This window comes from Leptolyngbya sp. NIES-2104, from assembly GCF_001485215.1.
Lineage (GTDB): Bacteria > Cyanobacteriota > Cyanobacteriia > Leptolyngbyales > Leptolyngbyaceae > Leptolyngbya.
Genome location: NZ_BBWW01000001.1, coordinates 4,116,399 through 4,131,807, shown reverse-complemented (window position 1 = coordinate 4,131,807; position 15,409 = coordinate 4,116,399). Strand labels below are relative to the sequence as shown.

Genomic DNA, 15,409 nt, shown 5'->3' with positions numbered 1-15,409 from the left:
TCTCGATATTAGATCGCTCTTCACTTAATGTGACAGTGCTCGCTTTTTTCGGACAAGGAACCTCACAATTATTAGCAATCGAAAAATTCCCCCGACTCTGAATCTGGATTGCTAAAATTTGAACTATATCGATCGAGGAAGTTTGGTATGGGCAATCTATTGCTGATTATTGCTTTAGCGGTTTATGTCGTCGGCGCTTATCGTTTTTGGAAAGGCTTTCGACGCACAAACTTTAGTCAAGGTCGGATGTATTTAGCATTACTTTGGCCCGCTTTGATGTTTAATCGTTCTTACCGTCAAAACTTCACTCGCGCACTCAAAGGCTAAATCATTGACTGTACAAGACTGGACTCCGCACATTGCGGCAATTGCCGATCGCTTTAACCGAGAATATCGCGGTGAAGCGATCGCGCTGCCCGAAGAAGTCGAATCGATGCCAATTTTCCGCGATCGGGTTTCTGGACAACTTCAGGAGAAAGTGACATCTCCATTTTGGAAACTCGCGCAACCTCAAAAGAATCAACGCTGTCTCGATATCGGTTGCGGCGTTGGTTTTTTGATTTACAACTGGCGCGATTGGAATGCTTACTATTTCGGTCAGGATGTCAGCAAAGTTGCCTGTGATGCGATGAATGCTCGTGCGCCTCAACTCAATTCCAAACTGTTCAAGGGCGTGAAACTCGAAGCCGCTCATCAGTTGCAATACGATGCAGACCAGTTTGATTATGTGGTTTCGACGGGAGTGAGTTGCTATTCGTCGATCGATTACTGGTCACAAGTGTTGTCCGAAACAAAACGAGTCCTTAAACCTGGTGGAGTCTTCATTTTCGATGTGCTTGACCCAGATGCACCTCTAGCGGAAAGTTGGGCAATTCTTGAAACCTATTCAGGTACAGAAGTGTTTCTCGAATCTTTAGAAGACTGGAAAAAACTGATTCAATCTGAAGGCGGTAAACTTGTAAAAACACAGCCTGGAGAATTGTTTCAGTTATACAAGGTGACATTTTAACAATGCCTAAACAGCGGCTTGATACGCTTCTCGTCGATCGTGATCTTTGCACGTCTCGCCAACAAGCTCAGCGACTGATTCAGGCGGGTGAAGTTCGGGTCGATCAGCAGTTAGTTGATAAACCAGGAACTGAAGTTGAGATCGATGCCACGATCGAGATTAAAGCGCGATCGCCGTTTGTTTCTCGTGGCGGTGAAAAGCTGAGTAAGGCTTTGGAGGAATTCCCGATCGAGATTCGCGATCGCGTTTGTCTTGATGGTGGCATTTCAACAGGTGGCTTTACCGATTGTTTGCTGCAATCGGGTGCAAAACTGGTCTATGGAATTGATGTTGGGTATGGACAAGTTGCCTGGAGTTTGCGCCAAGATCCGCGTGTGATTTTGAGAGAACGGACGAATATTCGGCATCTTAAACCTGAAGAGTTATATGCTCCTGATCAACCAATTCCCGATTTGGCGGTAGTTGATGTTTCGTTTATTTCATTAACTAAGATTTTGCCTGCACTCTGGGAACTGTTGCAGTCACCGAAAGAAGCTGTTTTGCTCGTCAAACCTCAGTTTGAAGTGGGACGCGATCGCATTGGAAAAAAAGGCGTAGTGCGCGATGTGAAAGATCAGACGGATGCGATCGTGCAGGTTCTGGAATCGGCTCGATCGATTGGTTGGTACTATCAAGGTCTTACATGGTCGCCGCTCTTGGGTCCAGCGGGAAACATTGAATTTTTGCTGTGGATGCGATCGGACTCTGAAACAATATCACCGGATTTTGACCACATTAAACAATTGGTGCGATCAGCCCAGAAAACTTTACTCCACTAACTGCTGTTGAATTTCAATTCCTCGACTTTGCATCGCTTGATCAAACAATGCAGTCGGTAACGCTTGCTCGATCGCCCAAACTCCCGGTTTTTTCAATTCTCCAGACAGCAACATTTCCGCGACCGTTCCCGTTCCAATTCCCGCTGAAACTGCCGTATCTGGGTGCGTCAATGTTGAAATACAGCGCATCGATCGACCATTTTTTTCGCCAATCACTTCCGATCGAATTGCAACTCCAATGCCACTAAAGCGATCGCTGACATCCGTCATCGAGTGACTGACGTGCGATAGAAACTCAATCACCGCTTTGGTCTGCAACAATCGCGGATGCCACCAACGCGCCACACTCCAAGTGAGATAGTTATAAAAAGTGGGAACTGTTGCAAACTTAGTCACGACAGTCTTGACCGGAAACGTATCAGGCAGGGTAAACGCTTCGGGCATATCAAACCAGTAAACGCCGACTTTACCGTATTGGGGAAACTCCACGACTTCTCGATCGCTATACGGCTTCACACTCTTCCAGTCGCCATCAATCCAAGCCTCAAACGGTCGCTGTAACCCTAAAAACGTCGTCCGCATCACCGTCACACCCGCACCACCCGAACCTGCCACCACATAACTTAAATGAATTTTCTCCGCATGGTCTAACTGTTCGACATCACGCCGCACCATGCTATTAGAAATACCAGGAAAAATGCCAGTGTTAATAATTGCAGTAACACCAACAGATTCAGCATTCGATCGAAAAGCTAACGCCTTCCGAGTAAACGAAGGATGATCGCTGACATCAACATAGTTCACACCTTGATCAATGCACACCTGCAACACACTCGCATCCCGATAGTGAAACGGTCCCGCACAGTGAATCACTAAATCAGCCTGATCGATCGCGGCTCTCAATCCCGAACCTGTAGACAAATCGATCGCGCTAAACTTCACCCGTTCTCCCAGTCGCTGACTAGCTTCTGCTCCCGTGACTAAATTGCGTCCTGCGATCGTAATCTCGGCTGAAGTGTGAGCAATCAAATCAGCGGCAACTTTGCTCCCGATGCGTCCACTGCCACCGAGAATAAGAACTTGCTGTGTCATGAGAATCTGCGCGTTACGTTTCTGATTCTCATTGTAGAGGTACGCTGCTAGTGAATCCCCATCTGACTTTGCAATGCTTCATATTGCGCCTTAAAGTACGGGTCAGCACTTTCCTTCATTCCCAATACCGCCGCCTGAATCGCCTCATCCAATCGCCCCAACTGCCGCAAACTTTCAATTTGATAGTATCTTGCCTGAGTCAGAGAATAAGGATCACGCTGAGCGCTGTTAATGGCAGCATTGAGCGATCGTAATGCGTCTTCATACCGTCCTAACCGATACTGCGCCATACCAATATCACTTGAGATATGAGCACTTTCCCGCACATACCGCAAATAAAATTCCAGTGATGTGATCGCTTCTTCATATCGTCTAAGCTGCAAGAGTGCATCTCCCCGCTCATGTGCCAAATCCCGACAGTCTGGACGCAGTTCATAAGCGCGATCGTAACTCTCTAATGCTGCTTCAAATCGCTGATGTTTCGCCAATGCCAACCCCCGTTCGTGCCACAGTCGAAAATCATTCGGGTGCTGTTTTAAGCCTTGTTCGTAAACTGCGATCGCGCCTTCGAGATTCTTCGCATTTTCCAATTGTTTGCCGTATCCGAGCCATTGCAGCGGTTGAGTAAACGGTAACGGTTGATAAGGATCGAGTTCGGGCTGCGATCGATCTTTTCGCAATGCTTGACTCCCTAGAGCAATTCCAAATGCAATTAAAACAATGCCCCAACCGACGATGGGCGAATTCGGAGAAATGACGATCGGCGTAGAAGATGGCTCTGAAGTCGTGAAGAGATTGTTCGACATACGGGCAGACTCACAACGGTGAATCCAATCTAGCATTTCACTTCAGACTGTCCAAACCTGATAAAAGACTCAATCGATCAATCGTCGCTGATGTTAAGGATAAATTTGAGCAATTTCAGCCGCGTCATTAATTGAGATTGCAGTTCCGCTTGAGAGTTGCGAAAGAACCGTACTCAATTGCACAATGAGCGGCAGTAAATGATCAGGGCGAGTACTGCTGGAATCTAGAATAACGAGTCTAAGCGATCGCTGCACAAGATTTTGCTGATAGACCAAATTTTTATCAGCCGTGATGAAAATATCGAAAGGATGTGCTTCTGCCAGATTCAGGATTTCGCGATCTTTGAAGCCTCGCCAACCCATGTCGTCTACATTACTGACCGAATAGCCAGCTTCTATCAAAGGGCGTTTGAGTTTTTTACTCAAGAGATTTTCGTCAAGTAGAACCTGCACGCGCCTTCCGTTCTTGTTCGATTGTGGATTTCGCGATCGCTTCTAGCACTTGGATCGCTTGATGCTGTAAGTGTGGAAAATCGTCAATGAATTCGTTCAACCCATTTTCGCCTTCCAAATAATCGAAAAAGGTCTGAACGGGTACACGGGTTCCTACAAAAACAGGCATCCCACTCATGATTTCTGGATCAGAGTGAACAAGATGATAGCGTTGTAGGGTTTCTTGAACGGTCATAAAATGCAACTTTTCCTGCTAAGGCTATTTTGACATAGAAGGAAAGCGGATGTTTTAAGCGATCGTACTTTTCTTCGAGTTGTGGAATGAGTTATTTGGAAGTGCGATCGCAATGTCTTTACCGACATGATCGAACATCTACCAGTAAACTAGAGTCAAAGCATCATCCTGTATCTTTATGCAAGTAACGATCAATATTCCTGATGACTTTGCCGAAACTCTGCAACGTAACGGTGATGATTTGTCGCGCAAAGCTTTAGAGGCTTTGGTGATTGAAGCCTATCGAAATGATATTATCACTCGGTTTCAAGTCAGACAAATTTTAGGATTACGATCGCGCTTTGCCGTTGATACCTTTCTAAAGCAGTCTAACGTATATCTACATTACGATGAATCGGATCTGGAAGACGATCGACAAACACTAGAACGATTGCGACAACAAGTATAAAATCGATCGATAAATTTTGCAGACTCCAAATTTTCGTTCTGTAGAATGAGATGTCGTGTCAAGATTGATCGATGTTTGCAAAGCTCTGGCGCTGGTTAAAGCAATCGTTTCGTCACTGGTTTGGTACTCGTTCTCAAGTTGAACCTGCTATTTCTCCGGTTCAACAGACGCTTTCTGCTGCTGAGTATGAAGCGGTATTTTTTGCGTTGCTGAATGAAGTGGAACGGCGATCGGAGTTTAATCGCGGATGGATTCGGGGATTTTTGCAACAGCGAGGGGTGACGCGGGAGGGTTTGGCAGAGTGGTTGCGTGGGTTTGGAGAGCGGTTGCAGGGTGGGGAGGAGCATCGGGAGTTAGGGGAACGGTTGTTGAGGTTGGGGCGGTTGCAGGAGGGGGAGTTGTGTTGGGTGGCGGAGTCGATCGGGCAACGGTTAGAGCGAGAGAATCGATCGCAGGCTCCGAACGATGAAGCGGAGGCTTGGTTTGAGCGGGGAAATGAATGTTACCGTGCAGGGAATTTTGAGGGGGCGATCGTAAGCTATGACAAAGTGCTCGACATCAAACCGGATCTCCCAGGAGTACGGATCATTCGTGGCATTTCACTTGATAATCTAGGAAGATACGAAGATGCGATTGCAAGCTACGATAAAGCGCTCGGCATCACATCGGATCTTCCAGAAGTATGGATCATTCGCGGCGATTCACTCCACAATTTAGGACGGGACGAAGATGCGGTCGCAAGCTTTGATAAAGCACTCGACATCGAACCAAATTATCAAGCTTTGTACAATCGCGGTATTTCACTTCACAATTTAGGACGGTGCGAAGATGCGGTCGCAAGCTTTGATAAAGCACTCGACATCGAATCGGATTCTCATGCAGCTTGGTGCAATCGTGGCAGTTCACTCCACAATTTAGGACGGGACGAAGATGCGATTGCAAGCTTTGATAAAGCGCTCGACATCAAACCAGATCTTGATGAAGCTTGGTACAATCGCGGCATTTTACTCAATGATCTAGATCGGTACGAAGATGCGATTGCAAGCTTTGACAAAGCGCTCCACATTAAACCAGGTAAGAATGAAGCTTGGAACAATCGTAGTATTTCACTCCATAATCTAGGACAGTACGAAGATGCGATCGTAAGTTGCGACAAAGCGCTCGATATTAAACCAGATAACCATTCAGCTTGGACGAATCGTGGCAATTCACTCCATAATCTAGGACAGTACGAAGACGCAATCGTAAGTTGTGACAAAGCGATCAAAATCAAACCGGATTTTCACGCAGCTTGGTACAATCGCGGCATTTCACTCGATAATTTAGGACGATACGAAGGGGCAATCGCGAATTACAATCAAGGACTTACCCATGTTCTAAAAGAAGCTGACCCTGAAGGATGGGGAAATCTTCATCGTGGCAAAGGCAATACCTATTTTTACCAAGCACAACGCGAACAAAATATTCAAGCTGCCAAAATTTACTACGGTCGAGTAATCACGAGTTACAACACCGCAAGACAGACATTAGAATCATTCCCGAAGCATTATTTAGAACTCATTCAAAACCTCATTAAAGCCTATCTTGGCTTAGGCAATCCCAAAGCTGCTGATAAATGGCACGTCACAGGATTAGAAGTGTTTCGGCAATTGATTAATGCTCAATCGACACCCTTACAGAAACGCAACCTCGAAGCAAAATTCTCAGGCTTTAGCCAGATCGCTGTCGATCGCTTAATCGCCCAAGACGAAACCATCACCGCTCTCGAAACCGCAGAACGCTATAAAAATCGCTGTCTCACTTGGATTCTCGACGAATGGAAAGAACAAGTCGTCAGTCCAAGCTATGCAGAAATGCGCCAACTGCTCAACCCGCAAACCGCGATCGTTTACTGGCATTTCAGCGATGATTCCCTCGCCACCTTCATTCTCACCCCAACTTCAGAAGATCCAATCCTTTTAGAGAATGCTTTGCCTTACGATCGATGTCAAAAACTCCAGTCCTGGATCAAATCCTGGAATACTCAATACAACGATTATCGAAACAAAAAAGCAAATCAATCTGATCATCCTTGGCGTAGAAGTTTAAAGACGCAACTTGCAAAGCTAAAAGAAATTCTGCAAATTAGCGCGATCGAATCCCATCTCTCCAATATCCAAAACCTGATCCTTTTACCCCATCGCGATCTACATCGCTTTCCCCTTCACGCTCTATTCTCAGAAACCCTCGCAGTTAGCTACCTTCCGAGCCTTCAAATCGGCTTAACTTTGCAAAAGAAACCCCGATCGACACATCTCAACTTACTCAGCGTCGAAGACCCGAAAACAGATCGCGCTCAGATGCCCTACGCACAACTTGAATCCGCCCTAGCTTGCTATCTCTTTCCACACCACACGCGACTCGACGAAACTAAAGCAACCGCAGAAAACGTCATTCACGCATTGAGCGATCAGCATACGCATTTCCACTTCACCGGACACGCAGGTTACAACACTCCACCCGAACACTCTGCCCTCATCCTCACCGATGACGAACCTCTCACCGCTAAAACGATTCGTCATCTCAATCTGACTGCTTATGAACTCATCACCCTTTCAGCCTGCGAAACTGCACTCACTGGAAACCAATCGATCGACACCGAATTTGTCGGACTCGTTAGCGCTTTCTTACAAGCTGGAGCCACCGCTGTCCTTAGCACCCTCTGGAACGTCAACGAAATCTCAAACACTTGGCTCATTCTCAAGTTCTACGAACTCTATCCCGAAATTCCCGCCGCCCAAGCCCTCAAAACTGCTCAAACCTGGTTACGATCGCTGACCTATCAAGCCCTGCTCGAATGGCTCGATCGTTGGCTCACTCAACTTTCTCCAAATCACGATTATCACCAAGACATTCAAGATGAAATTACACTGATTCAAGAAAACCTCAACGCACGTAAGATAGAGCTACAAGACACTCCCTATTCTGATCCCTATCATTGGGCAGCCTTCACGCTCACAGGTACACACCAATGAAAGCAAACGACGAAACCACGTTAAAAGCCTTTCTCCTCGCGATCGACCGTCTCGATCCGCCTTTAGCCGCTGAAGATTATGCCAAAATCAATCAAATCGGAATTGCGATCGCACAACAACACTTCGACCAAGCGATCGCCATCATTCACGAACTAACCCAAAGTAACCCACACTTGCAAGAACGCTACGATACCGCTCGGCTCGATCTCAAACGCCAATACAAAGCACAAGAACGATCAAAAAGCGCGATCGCCACGCTCGAAAAAACGGGTACTGATCTCGAACAAGACGCAATTCTGTTGCTCACTCGATTCAGCGATCGAACTCGTGAACTATTTACCGATCCTTCAAAACGCGATTCTGCTAAATCTGATTTTTGGGAAAAAGGCGATCGAATCGTTACCATCATTGCAGGGGGAGCCTTCTTGGGAGGAACGATCGGACAAGTCCCAGGAGCCATCATCGGCAGTGTTCTAGCTGCAATTTACGGATGGTATACTAGCTCCGCCAAATTTAGACCAGATGGAATGCGTCGATGAATTTGCTATTTACAGTTTGGGGAATTTGCACCGCCATATTCATCGCAATACTTGCAACCGTCAAAACACTTCGAGGTCAGCAGATTCCACCTTTTGGAGAAGTTGCAGATTTAGCTTTTGGAGTTGGAAGTACGATTATTGGATTTCAATCACTCCATCAAGCATTCACACTTCAGAAAGTACAGGAATGCTTAGGTTGGGATGGTCTGATTGCTTTTGCAGTTGGCGGATTTTGCGCGGTTTGGTTAGGATTTCGGTCAATCTGGAATAAATTTGTCTAATAAAAAAGGAGCCTCAAACTAGAGACTCCCAACATCATCAGAATCAAACGAAACTATTTGACCGAAACCTTACCGCCAGCTTCTTCGATCTGTTTCTTGATATCTTCAGCTTCAGCCTTCGCGACACCTTCTTTGACCGCTTTCGGTGCAGCTTCCACCAGGTCTTTCGCTTCTTTCAGACCCAGACCTGTGATACCCCGAACGACTTTAAGAACCGCGATCTTCTTATCAGCCGGAACTTCTTCGAGGACTGCATCGAATTCGGTCTTCTCTTCGACTTCTTCAGCCGCAGCAGCACCGCCGCCGCCAGGAGCCATCATCATCATGCCACCAGCCGGAGCCGCAGCACTCACGCCAAACGTTTCTTCAATTTGTTTGACGAGTTCAGACGCTTCGAGCAGGGTCAAACCCTTTAACTTTTCTACAATTTCATCGGTTACAGCAGACATGGAACTAACTCCCTAAATTGAATGATGTTCAGCTTACGCTGCTTCTTGGTCTTTTTCGGACAGTTGTTGAAGCGCTCTTGCCAATCCAGACGGCACTTCGTTGATACCGACTGCCAACTGGGTCGCGACTCCGTTGATTGCTCCGGCGATTTGGGCAATGAGTTGCTCTTTCGACGGTAGATCAGCGATCGCTTTCAAATCCGCTTCTTTGAGCACTCTGCCATCCATCACACCGCCGCGAATCTCGGTCTTCTTGGCAGCCTTTTGGAACTCTTGGTATGCCTTGATTGCACCACCCAGATCGTCTTTGACCATGACAAACGCGGAATCACCTTTGAGTAATTCGCTCACCGCTTGCCAGCGATCGTCGCCTTCGGTTGCTTTCTCCATAAAGGTGTTTTTCGCCACGCGGCAAATGGCACCTTTTGGACGCAAGCGATTCCGTAAATCTGTGATTTCTGCGACCGACAAGCCACTGTAGCCGATGATAAACACCAACTGTGTTTCACTTAGCGTTTCTTTCAGATCCGCAACGATTTCCTTTTTGCTCGCTAACGTTCTTCCCACTCTTTCTCACCTCCTGATTTGGGACGAATGAGAATATCCAAAAACAAAAAACTCGACCTTGTGAAAAGCCGAGTTCGCATGATTTCTTGAGAACACAAAAAGCTGTGTCTTGCAAAAATCAAACCTCGGCAGGACATTAAGTGAAAAACTCACACCCGCTGTCTTTGGTTTGGATATTCAGTTGAAAAACTTTTGTCTAGGCAGCATCTCCAACCTTGAGGTCGCGCAAACTGTTGATATCGACCTCGATCGAAGGTCCCATCGTTGACGACACATACATTGTACGCCAATAGCGTCCTTTTGCGCCGGATGGTCTGTTTCTGTCGATCGTTTCTTGCAGCGCTTTCAAGTTGGTGAGCAAATCGTCAGCCGAGAAGGTTGCTTTGCCAAACAGGACGTGAACGATTCCGGTACGATCTGCCCGGAATTCGAGTTTCCCTGCTTTGAATTCAGCGATCGCTTGCGGTAGGTCAAAGGTCACAGTGCCGCCTTTCGGGGATGGCATCAAACCACGCGGACCCAATACCCGACCCAATTTCGCCACCTGCGGCATCACATCCGGGGTTGCAATCAACAGATCGAAATCCATCCGCCCTTTTTGGATTTCGTCGATCAGTTCTTCCGAACCTGCAATGTCAGCACCTGCATTTGTTGCCTCAGTGACTTTCTCGCCTCGTGCAATCACCGCAACTCGGACTTCTTGCCCGGTTCCCTTCGGTAGTGCAACGGTAGTTCTTAACTGTTGGTCACTGTACTTCGGATCAATGCCGAGACGGATGTGAGCTTCTGCGGATTCGGGAAATTTCGCCGTTGCAGTCTCTTTTAGCAGTTCTAAGGCTTCTAAAGGAGTGTAAGCCTTATCTTCGACTTTGGCACGAAGTTCTCTCGTGCGCTTGGATAGTTTCTTTACCATGTGTCTCCTGGGGTAATCGCGAGAAAGTCTCTCCCCCGAATAAAGGTTTAGTCGGCGATGGTCACGCCCATGTTACGAGCGGTTCCTTCGATGATTTTCATTGCTGCCTCGATGTCATTTGCATTGAGGTCAGGCAATTTGGTCTTGGCGATGTCTTCTAATTGAGTGCGGGAAATTTTGCCCACTTTCTTCTTGTTTGGCTCACCAGAACCGGTCTCAATTCCAGCCGCTTTTGCGATCAGTTTCGATGCAGGCGGGGTTTTGAGGATAAATGTGAAACTGCGGTCTTCGTAAACTGAGATTTCTACAGGAACGACCATTCCCGCTTGGTCTGCGGTTCTGGCGTTGTATTCCTTGCAGAACATCATGATATTGACCCCGTGCTGACCGAGCGCAGGTCCGATCGGCGGCGCAGGGTTCGCCTTGCCAGCATTAATCGCCAGCTTGATCACTGCGGTTACTTTTTTTGCCATCGATTCTTGACTTTAGTGAAAGTCGGTTAAATTTTCTCTACTTGGTTTACTTCGAGTTCTACCGGGGTTTCTCGCCCAAAGATAGACAGAAGTGCTTTGAGCTTGTTCCGCTCTGGGCTAACTTCGATCACTTCCCCTTCAAAGTCCTTAAACGGACCCGAAAGCACCGTAATCTTGTCGCCTGTTGCCATGTCGATTTTTCTGACTGGCTCCTGCTCTTGGGATTGTTTGAAGATGCGTTCGACTTCTCCATGTCCCAATGGCATTGGTTTGACGTGACCACGCCCCCGCCCATAACGCCGCTTTTGTTCGGCTCCGACGAAGTTGATCACGTTGGGAGTATTCTTAATTACCTGCCACGTTTCATCGTCCATCACCATTTTCACAAGGACGTATCCAGGGAATACTTTCTCAGCGGCTTCCTTGGGTCGTCCGTCTTTTTGGTGCCTCAGAATCGGCGTTTCAGGAATCTGAACATCCAAAATTCGATTCGCGACATCGAGCGTTTCGATGCGCTGTTCTAAATTCATTTTGACGCGCTTTTCACAGCCCGATGCTACCTGGACGGCGTACCAACGGGCACTTCTCGTCAACTGATCATCCGGGTTGTCATCAGTGCGATCGTTCTGAGTTTCGTCTGAAGTGTATGTCATCCGAACACCTTCACTTGTGCCCAATGAAAGAGTTGATCAACGAAATAGATTGTGGTTGCGGAGAGCGTGACCATCAAAATTACTGAAATGGATTCACCGATCAGTTGCTGTCGGCTGGGCCACACCACTTTGTCGAGTTCTTCTTTCGTTTCCTTAGCGAACTCGTTGGGGTTGAATCCTGATTTTTTGACCTCTTCTGTCTTTGCCACCGCTCTTGACTCCCAAATTTGCGCTCGACCGAATTCCTATCATAAAGACTTTTCTCGATCGCGGCACACGATCCGATCAAAATCGCACTCACACACAAAATCAGAGTAATTCAGCGCGCCCTGGAGGACTTGAACCCCCGACATCAGGTTTTGGAGACCTGCGTTCTACCAACTGAACTAAGAGCGCATATGCTGAACGACTCTGATTGCGTTCTGTATCTAGTTTATCAGGGAATGGACACTTGCGTCTAAAACCTGAAAAAACTAGGTCAAAGGACGATCGAAACGCTGTTTCAAGCGAGTTGCCTTGCCCACACGATCGCGTAGGTAGTACAGTTTCGCCCGACGCACTTTTGCCCGACGAATCACTTTGATGCTTTCGATGCGCGGAGAATGAATCAGGAAAACCCGCTCCACTCCAACGCCCTGAAACACACGTCGCACTGTGATGTTTTTCGTGATGCCAGCACTACCTTTTGCAATCACGACACCTTCATAGGGCTGCGTCCGTTCCTTGTCGCCCTCTTGAATGATCACGCCGACACGAACCGTATCCCCGATATAGATCGTGGGGATATTGTCTTTTAGCTGCTCCGCTTCGATCGAGCGGATGATTTCTTGCGCGTTCATAGGGGTAACAAAACTCACAATCGCGTATCTTAACGTATGAACTGCCACTTCGTCTATAGAGACTCTGAAGTTTCTTTTGCAGAAAGGCTTGAATCTTAAGTCAGGCTTAAATTCCGCCGATTATCCCCCTACCTGGGATTGAATTCTGAGAGATGGATCAACTCTACTGAACGTTTAGAACTCACGACTTGATCCGCTTCAAGATTGTCTCTCTCAAGGATGAATCTATGGTTTTTTTTCCACATCATTTGGCGCTGCACATTCCAGATGGTTTCTTGAATGTGCCCGTAACGTTGCTGACTTGGATATTTGCGATCGTGCTCATTGCAGTGAGTTTGAATCGCGTTCAAGCGGAGTATCAAGAGCGCACTGTACCGCTGATGGGAGTGTGTGCTGCGTTTATTTTTGCAGCTCAAATGATTAATTTTCCGATTCCGGGTGGAACTTCGGGACATTTGCTGGGTGGAACGCTGGCAGGTGTGCTGCTGGGTCCTTGGGCGGGATCGCTGGTGATGACGGTTGTGTTTATCGTGCAGGCGTTTTTGTTTCAGGATGGCGGCGTGACTGCACTGGGAGCCAATATTTTTAATATGGGATTGATCGGAACGTTTGGCGGCTATTACTTGTACCGATCGATTCGGAATGCAATGGGACGTGATGACTCCAAGGCAATTTTGACTGGGGCAGCGATCGCGGCTTGGGTCAGTGTGATGATTGCGGCGATCGTGTGTGCATTTCAGCTTGCCATTTCAGGTGCGGTGCCGCTTCCGGTTGCTTTGTCTGCAATGACGTTCTGGCATTTGATGATCGGGATTGGTGAGGCAGTCATCACAGTGATTGCTTTGAGCTACATCTTGAAAACTCGCCCGGATTTGATTCACCGAGCACCTCGCGCTGCTAGAGAGGACATGTCGCGATCGTACTCTTCACGCTAAAGGAAACTGATTATGTCTCAAGCTTCACAAACTCGAAATCGTGCTTTTGTTATCTCTGGATTAGGAATTGCCTTACTCGTTGCAGTGTTTTTATCCCCGTTTGCGAGTTCTAATCCAGATGGACTTGATCGGGTTGCTCAAGATCAGGGCTTTGAGAACAAAGCGACTGAGGAACCGATCGCGCACAAGCTGCCGTTTTATCAAATTTTTGAAGAATACCAATTGCGGGGTGTTCCAGAGCAGATTGCCACTCCCGCAGCAGGTTTACTTGGAACATTAGCCACCTTTGGCTTAGCTTGGGGTGCTGGCAAAGTTCTTATACGGAATCGTGAGCATCAATGATCTTGCTGCACATTGGCGCACTTCATTTAGCTGATGCTGAGGAAAAGAAAACTCCTTGGCATCGGTTGACCCCTCGATCGCGGGTATTGTGTGTGTTGCTATTAGTTTTTGCGATCGCGCTGACTCCGAATGGTCGGTGGTGGACTTGGGCAATTTATGGAAGCGCGATCGCGCTAATTATTCTCGCGAGTCGCGTTCAATTATCGGTTCTGTTAAAGCGGGTTGCTGTTGAATTTGTTTTTATTGGTGTCGTCATTCTTGGCACGTTGTTTCGAGGAGGCGGTGATGTTTTATTTCAATGGGGTTGGATACAAATTACGACTGAGGGCTTAACTGTTCTCGGTAGTGTTGCGCTTAAAGCATTTTTATCGTTACTGATTCTGAATACATTAGTTTTAACGACTTCGATTCCGGCATTGCTTCATGCGTTAGCCGCTTTGAAAATGCCGCCGTTGCTCGTAGCGATTCTTGCGTCGATGTATCGGTATATTTCGGTGTTGGGTGAAGAATTTGCATCGATGCAGAAAGCAGCTCGATCGAGAAATCTCATGCGAAATCCCAAACGGCAGAGAATTATCATCGGTAACATGTTCGGCTCGTTGTTCATCCGCACGTATGAGCGGGGTGAACGAGTGCACCAAGCCATGTTATCTAGAGGGTATCAAGGTTTACCTCCATTAGCAGAGGTTCAGAAAGGAGGACGGCGCGATATTCTAGCGTTGACTTTAACGGTTGCAGTTTTATTGTTCGGTCAGGCACTGTATTTGTTTCATGCACCATAATCCGATCGAGATTTACAATCTCTCATACTCTTATCCTGATGGCACTCAAGCCTTAAACGGTATGACTGTCTCAGTTCGCGCTACTGAACGAGTCGCGATCGTGGGCGCAAACGGTTCTGGAAAATCCACGTTATTGATGCACTTTAATGGATTAATTACACCGCAAGTGGGTCAAGTGATTGTGGGTGAATATCCAGTCGAAACACAGTACTTAAAACAGATTCGTGATTTTGTGGGAATTGTGTTTCAAAATCCAGATGATCAATTGTTTATGCCGACGGTTTGGGAGGATATTACTTTTGGTCCACTCAATCAAAGCGTGACCGGACAGGCATTAATCGATCGATGTGTTCATGCGATGCGCTGTGTGGGGCTTGATCCTGAGGCATATGGACCAAGAAGCGCAAACGGTTTATCAGGAGGAGAAAAGAAAAGAGTTGCGATCGCGGGAGTTCTCGCAATGCAGCCTCAAGTTCTCGTACTCGATGAACCGTCAGCACAGTTAGATCCGCGATCGCGTCGTCAGTTGATTGAGTTACTCGATACGTTGCCGCTCACACAGTTGATTGCAACGCATGATTTGGATTTGGCTTTGGAATTGTGTAGTCGAACGATCGTGCTTAGCAAAGGGGAAATTGTGTTCGATGGAGCGACTGAGCGGATTATGAGCGATCCAGAGTTATTAACGGAACATGCATTAGAGCCGCCTTTAAGTTACAGTCGCCCTTACTGTCAGATTGAGGATGCTTGAGGGGAACTTG

The 15,409-nt window shown here is 47.2% G+C and carries 22 protein-coding genes, 1 tRNA gene and 1 other annotated feature; of the genes, 11 read left to right on the top strand and 12 right to left on the bottom strand.

Annotated elements, in window-relative coordinates:
* Positions 1–147 precede the first annotated feature (147 nt).
* From NIES2104_RS19645 to NIES2104_RS19635, 3 genes are read left to right on the top strand one after another with little or no spacing between them, the layout of a single operon-like run.
* Positions 148–327 carry a hypothetical protein gene (locus NIES2104_RS19645; RefSeq protein WP_058999949.1) on the top strand — a complete coding sequence of 60 codons (180 nt, stop codon included), beginning with the start codon at positions 148–150 and terminating at the stop codon, positions 325–327.
* A 4-nt stretch (positions 328–331) separates the two neighbouring features.
* Positions 332–1,009, top strand: a complete 678-nt coding sequence (locus NIES2104_RS19640) for a class I SAM-dependent methyltransferase (protein WP_058999948.1) — start codon at positions 332–334, stop codon at positions 1,007–1,009.
* Positions 1,010–1,011: 2 nt separating this feature from the next.
* A complete protein-coding gene (locus NIES2104_RS19635; protein WP_058999947.1) occupies positions 1,012–1,827 on the top strand; it encodes a TlyA family RNA methyltransferase in 816 nt (271 codons plus the stop codon).
* Here NIES2104_RS19635 and NIES2104_RS19630 read toward each other — a convergent pair.
* From NIES2104_RS19630 to NIES2104_RS19615, 4 genes are all read right to left on the bottom strand, one after another.
* A complete protein-coding gene (locus NIES2104_RS19630) occupies positions 1,816–2,994 on the bottom strand; it encodes a saccharopine dehydrogenase family protein (RefSeq protein ID WP_225895320.1) in 1,179 nt (392 codons plus the stop codon). The genes NIES2104_RS19635 and NIES2104_RS19630 overlap by 12 nt on opposite strands.
* Positions 2,967–3,725, bottom strand: a complete 759-nt coding sequence (locus NIES2104_RS19625) for a tetratricopeptide repeat protein (RefSeq protein ID WP_058999945.1) — start codon at positions 3,723–3,725, stop codon at positions 2,967–2,969. Before NIES2104_RS19625 ends, NIES2104_RS19630 begins: the two co-directional genes overlap by 28 nt.
* Before the next feature lie 93 nt (positions 3,726–3,818).
* Positions 3,819–4,178, bottom strand: a complete 360-nt coding sequence (locus NIES2104_RS19620) for a DUF5615 family PIN-like protein (RefSeq protein WP_058999944.1) — start codon at positions 4,176–4,178, stop codon at positions 3,819–3,821.
* Positions 4,162–4,413 (bottom strand): DUF433 domain-containing protein, encoded by a 252-nt coding sequence (locus tag NIES2104_RS19615; RefSeq protein WP_058999943.1) that lies wholly within the window; start codon positions 4,411–4,413, stop codon positions 4,162–4,164. Before NIES2104_RS19615 ends, NIES2104_RS19620 begins: the two co-directional genes overlap by 17 nt.
* A gap of 178 nt (positions 4,414–4,591) precedes the next feature.
* Between NIES2104_RS19615 and NIES2104_RS19610 the strand changes: the two genes are divergently transcribed.
* The 4 genes from NIES2104_RS19610 (at position 4,592) to NIES2104_RS19595 (ending at position 8,695) form a co-directional block, all read left to right on the top strand.
* Positions 4,592–4,861 carry a UPF0175 family protein gene (locus NIES2104_RS19610; protein ID WP_058999942.1) on the top strand — a complete coding sequence of 90 codons (270 nt, stop codon included), beginning with the start codon at positions 4,592–4,594 and terminating at the stop codon, positions 4,859–4,861.
* 71 nt (positions 4,862–4,932) lie between these two features.
* Positions 4,933–7,875 (top strand): tetratricopeptide repeat protein, encoded by a 2,943-nt coding sequence (locus NIES2104_RS19605; protein WP_058999941.1) that lies wholly within the window; start codon positions 4,933–4,935, stop codon positions 7,873–7,875.
* Positions 7,872–8,414 carry a hypothetical protein gene (locus tag NIES2104_RS31325; RefSeq protein WP_058999940.1) on the top strand — a complete coding sequence of 181 codons (543 nt, stop codon included), beginning with the start codon at positions 7,872–7,874 and terminating at the stop codon, positions 8,412–8,414. The genes NIES2104_RS19605 and NIES2104_RS31325 overlap by 4 nt, the downstream gene beginning before the upstream one ends.
* Positions 8,411–8,695, top strand: coding sequence for a hypothetical protein (locus NIES2104_RS19595; RefSeq protein ID WP_058999939.1), 285 nt, complete (start codon positions 8,411–8,413; stop codon positions 8,693–8,695). The genes NIES2104_RS31325 and NIES2104_RS19595 overlap by 4 nt, the downstream gene beginning before the upstream one ends.
* A 53-nt stretch (positions 8,696–8,748) precedes the next feature.
* On the opposite strand, the gene rplL is transcribed toward NIES2104_RS19595, so the two are convergent.
* The 8 genes from rplL to rplS form a co-directional block, all read right to left on the bottom strand.
* On the bottom strand, positions 8,749–9,144 hold the full coding sequence (gene rplL / locus NIES2104_RS19590; RefSeq protein WP_058999938.1) for a 50S ribosomal protein L7/L12: 396 nt from the start codon (positions 9,142–9,144) through the stop codon (positions 8,749–8,751).
* A 33-nt stretch (positions 9,145–9,177) separates the two neighbouring features.
* The gene (rplJ, locus tag NIES2104_RS19585; protein ID WP_058999937.1) at positions 9,178–9,711 is read right to left on the bottom strand and encodes a 50S ribosomal protein L10; all 534 of its coding nucleotides are present in this window, start codon (positions 9,709–9,711) and stop codon (positions 9,178–9,180) included.
* A 35-nt stretch (positions 9,712–9,746) separates the two neighbouring features.
* Positions 9,747–9,897, bottom strand: a sequence feature (ribosomal protein L10 leader region).
* A 10-nt stretch (positions 9,898–9,907) separates the two neighbouring features.
* The gene (gene rplA, locus NIES2104_RS19580) at positions 9,908–10,624 is read right to left on the bottom strand and encodes a 50S ribosomal protein L1 (protein ID WP_058999936.1); all 717 of its coding nucleotides are present in this window, start codon (positions 10,622–10,624) and stop codon (positions 9,908–9,910) included.
* Positions 10,625–10,671: 47 nt separating this feature from the next.
* Complete coding sequence (gene rplK, locus NIES2104_RS19575) at positions 10,672–11,097, bottom strand: 50S ribosomal protein L11 (RefSeq protein ID WP_058999935.1); 426 nt, start codon at positions 11,095–11,097, stop codon at positions 10,672–10,674.
* A gap of 26 nt (positions 11,098–11,123) precedes the next feature.
* Complete coding sequence (gene nusG / locus NIES2104_RS19570) at positions 11,124–11,750, bottom strand: transcription termination/antitermination protein NusG (RefSeq protein ID WP_058999934.1); 627 nt, start codon at positions 11,748–11,750, stop codon at positions 11,124–11,126.
* Positions 11,747–11,959 carry a preprotein translocase subunit SecE gene (secE, locus tag NIES2104_RS19565; protein WP_058999933.1) on the bottom strand — a complete coding sequence of 71 codons (213 nt, stop codon included), beginning with the start codon at positions 11,957–11,959 and terminating at the stop codon, positions 11,747–11,749. The genes nusG and secE overlap by 4 nt, the downstream gene beginning before the upstream one ends.
* Positions 11,960–12,073: 114 nt before the next feature.
* Positions 12,074–12,146: transfer RNA gene (locus tag NIES2104_RS19560), tRNA-Trp, on the bottom strand.
* 77 nt (positions 12,147–12,223) lie between these two features.
* A complete protein-coding gene (gene rplS, locus NIES2104_RS19555) occupies positions 12,224–12,589 on the bottom strand; it encodes a 50S ribosomal protein L19 (protein ID WP_058999932.1) in 366 nt (121 codons plus the stop codon).
* A gap of 227 nt (positions 12,590–12,816) precedes the next feature.
* On the opposite strand from rplS, the gene cbiM reads away from it, so the two are divergent.
* Genes cbiM through NIES2104_RS19535 form a run of 4 tightly spaced genes read left to right on the top strand, consistent with a single transcriptional unit; the run spans position 12,817 to position 15,399 of the window.
* On the top strand, positions 12,817–13,524 hold the full coding sequence (gene cbiM / locus NIES2104_RS19550) for a cobalt transporter CbiM (protein WP_058999931.1): 708 nt from the start codon (positions 12,817–12,819) through the stop codon (positions 13,522–13,524).
* A gap of 12 nt (positions 13,525–13,536) precedes the next feature.
* Positions 13,537–13,866, top strand: a complete 330-nt coding sequence (locus NIES2104_RS19545; protein ID WP_058999930.1) for a PDGLE domain-containing protein — start codon at positions 13,537–13,539, stop codon at positions 13,864–13,866.
* Entirely contained in the window at positions 13,863–14,648 is a 786-nt protein-coding gene (gene cbiQ, locus NIES2104_RS19540) for a cobalt ECF transporter T component CbiQ (protein WP_058999929.1), read from the top strand. The genes NIES2104_RS19545 and cbiQ overlap by 4 nt, the downstream gene beginning before the upstream one ends.
* Positions 14,638–15,399 carry an energy-coupling factor ABC transporter ATP-binding protein gene (locus NIES2104_RS19535; protein WP_058999928.1) on the top strand — a complete coding sequence of 254 codons (762 nt, stop codon included), beginning with the start codon at positions 14,638–14,640 and terminating at the stop codon, positions 15,397–15,399. Before cbiQ ends, NIES2104_RS19535 begins: the two co-directional genes overlap by 11 nt.
* Positions 15,400–15,409 lie beyond the last annotated feature (10 nt).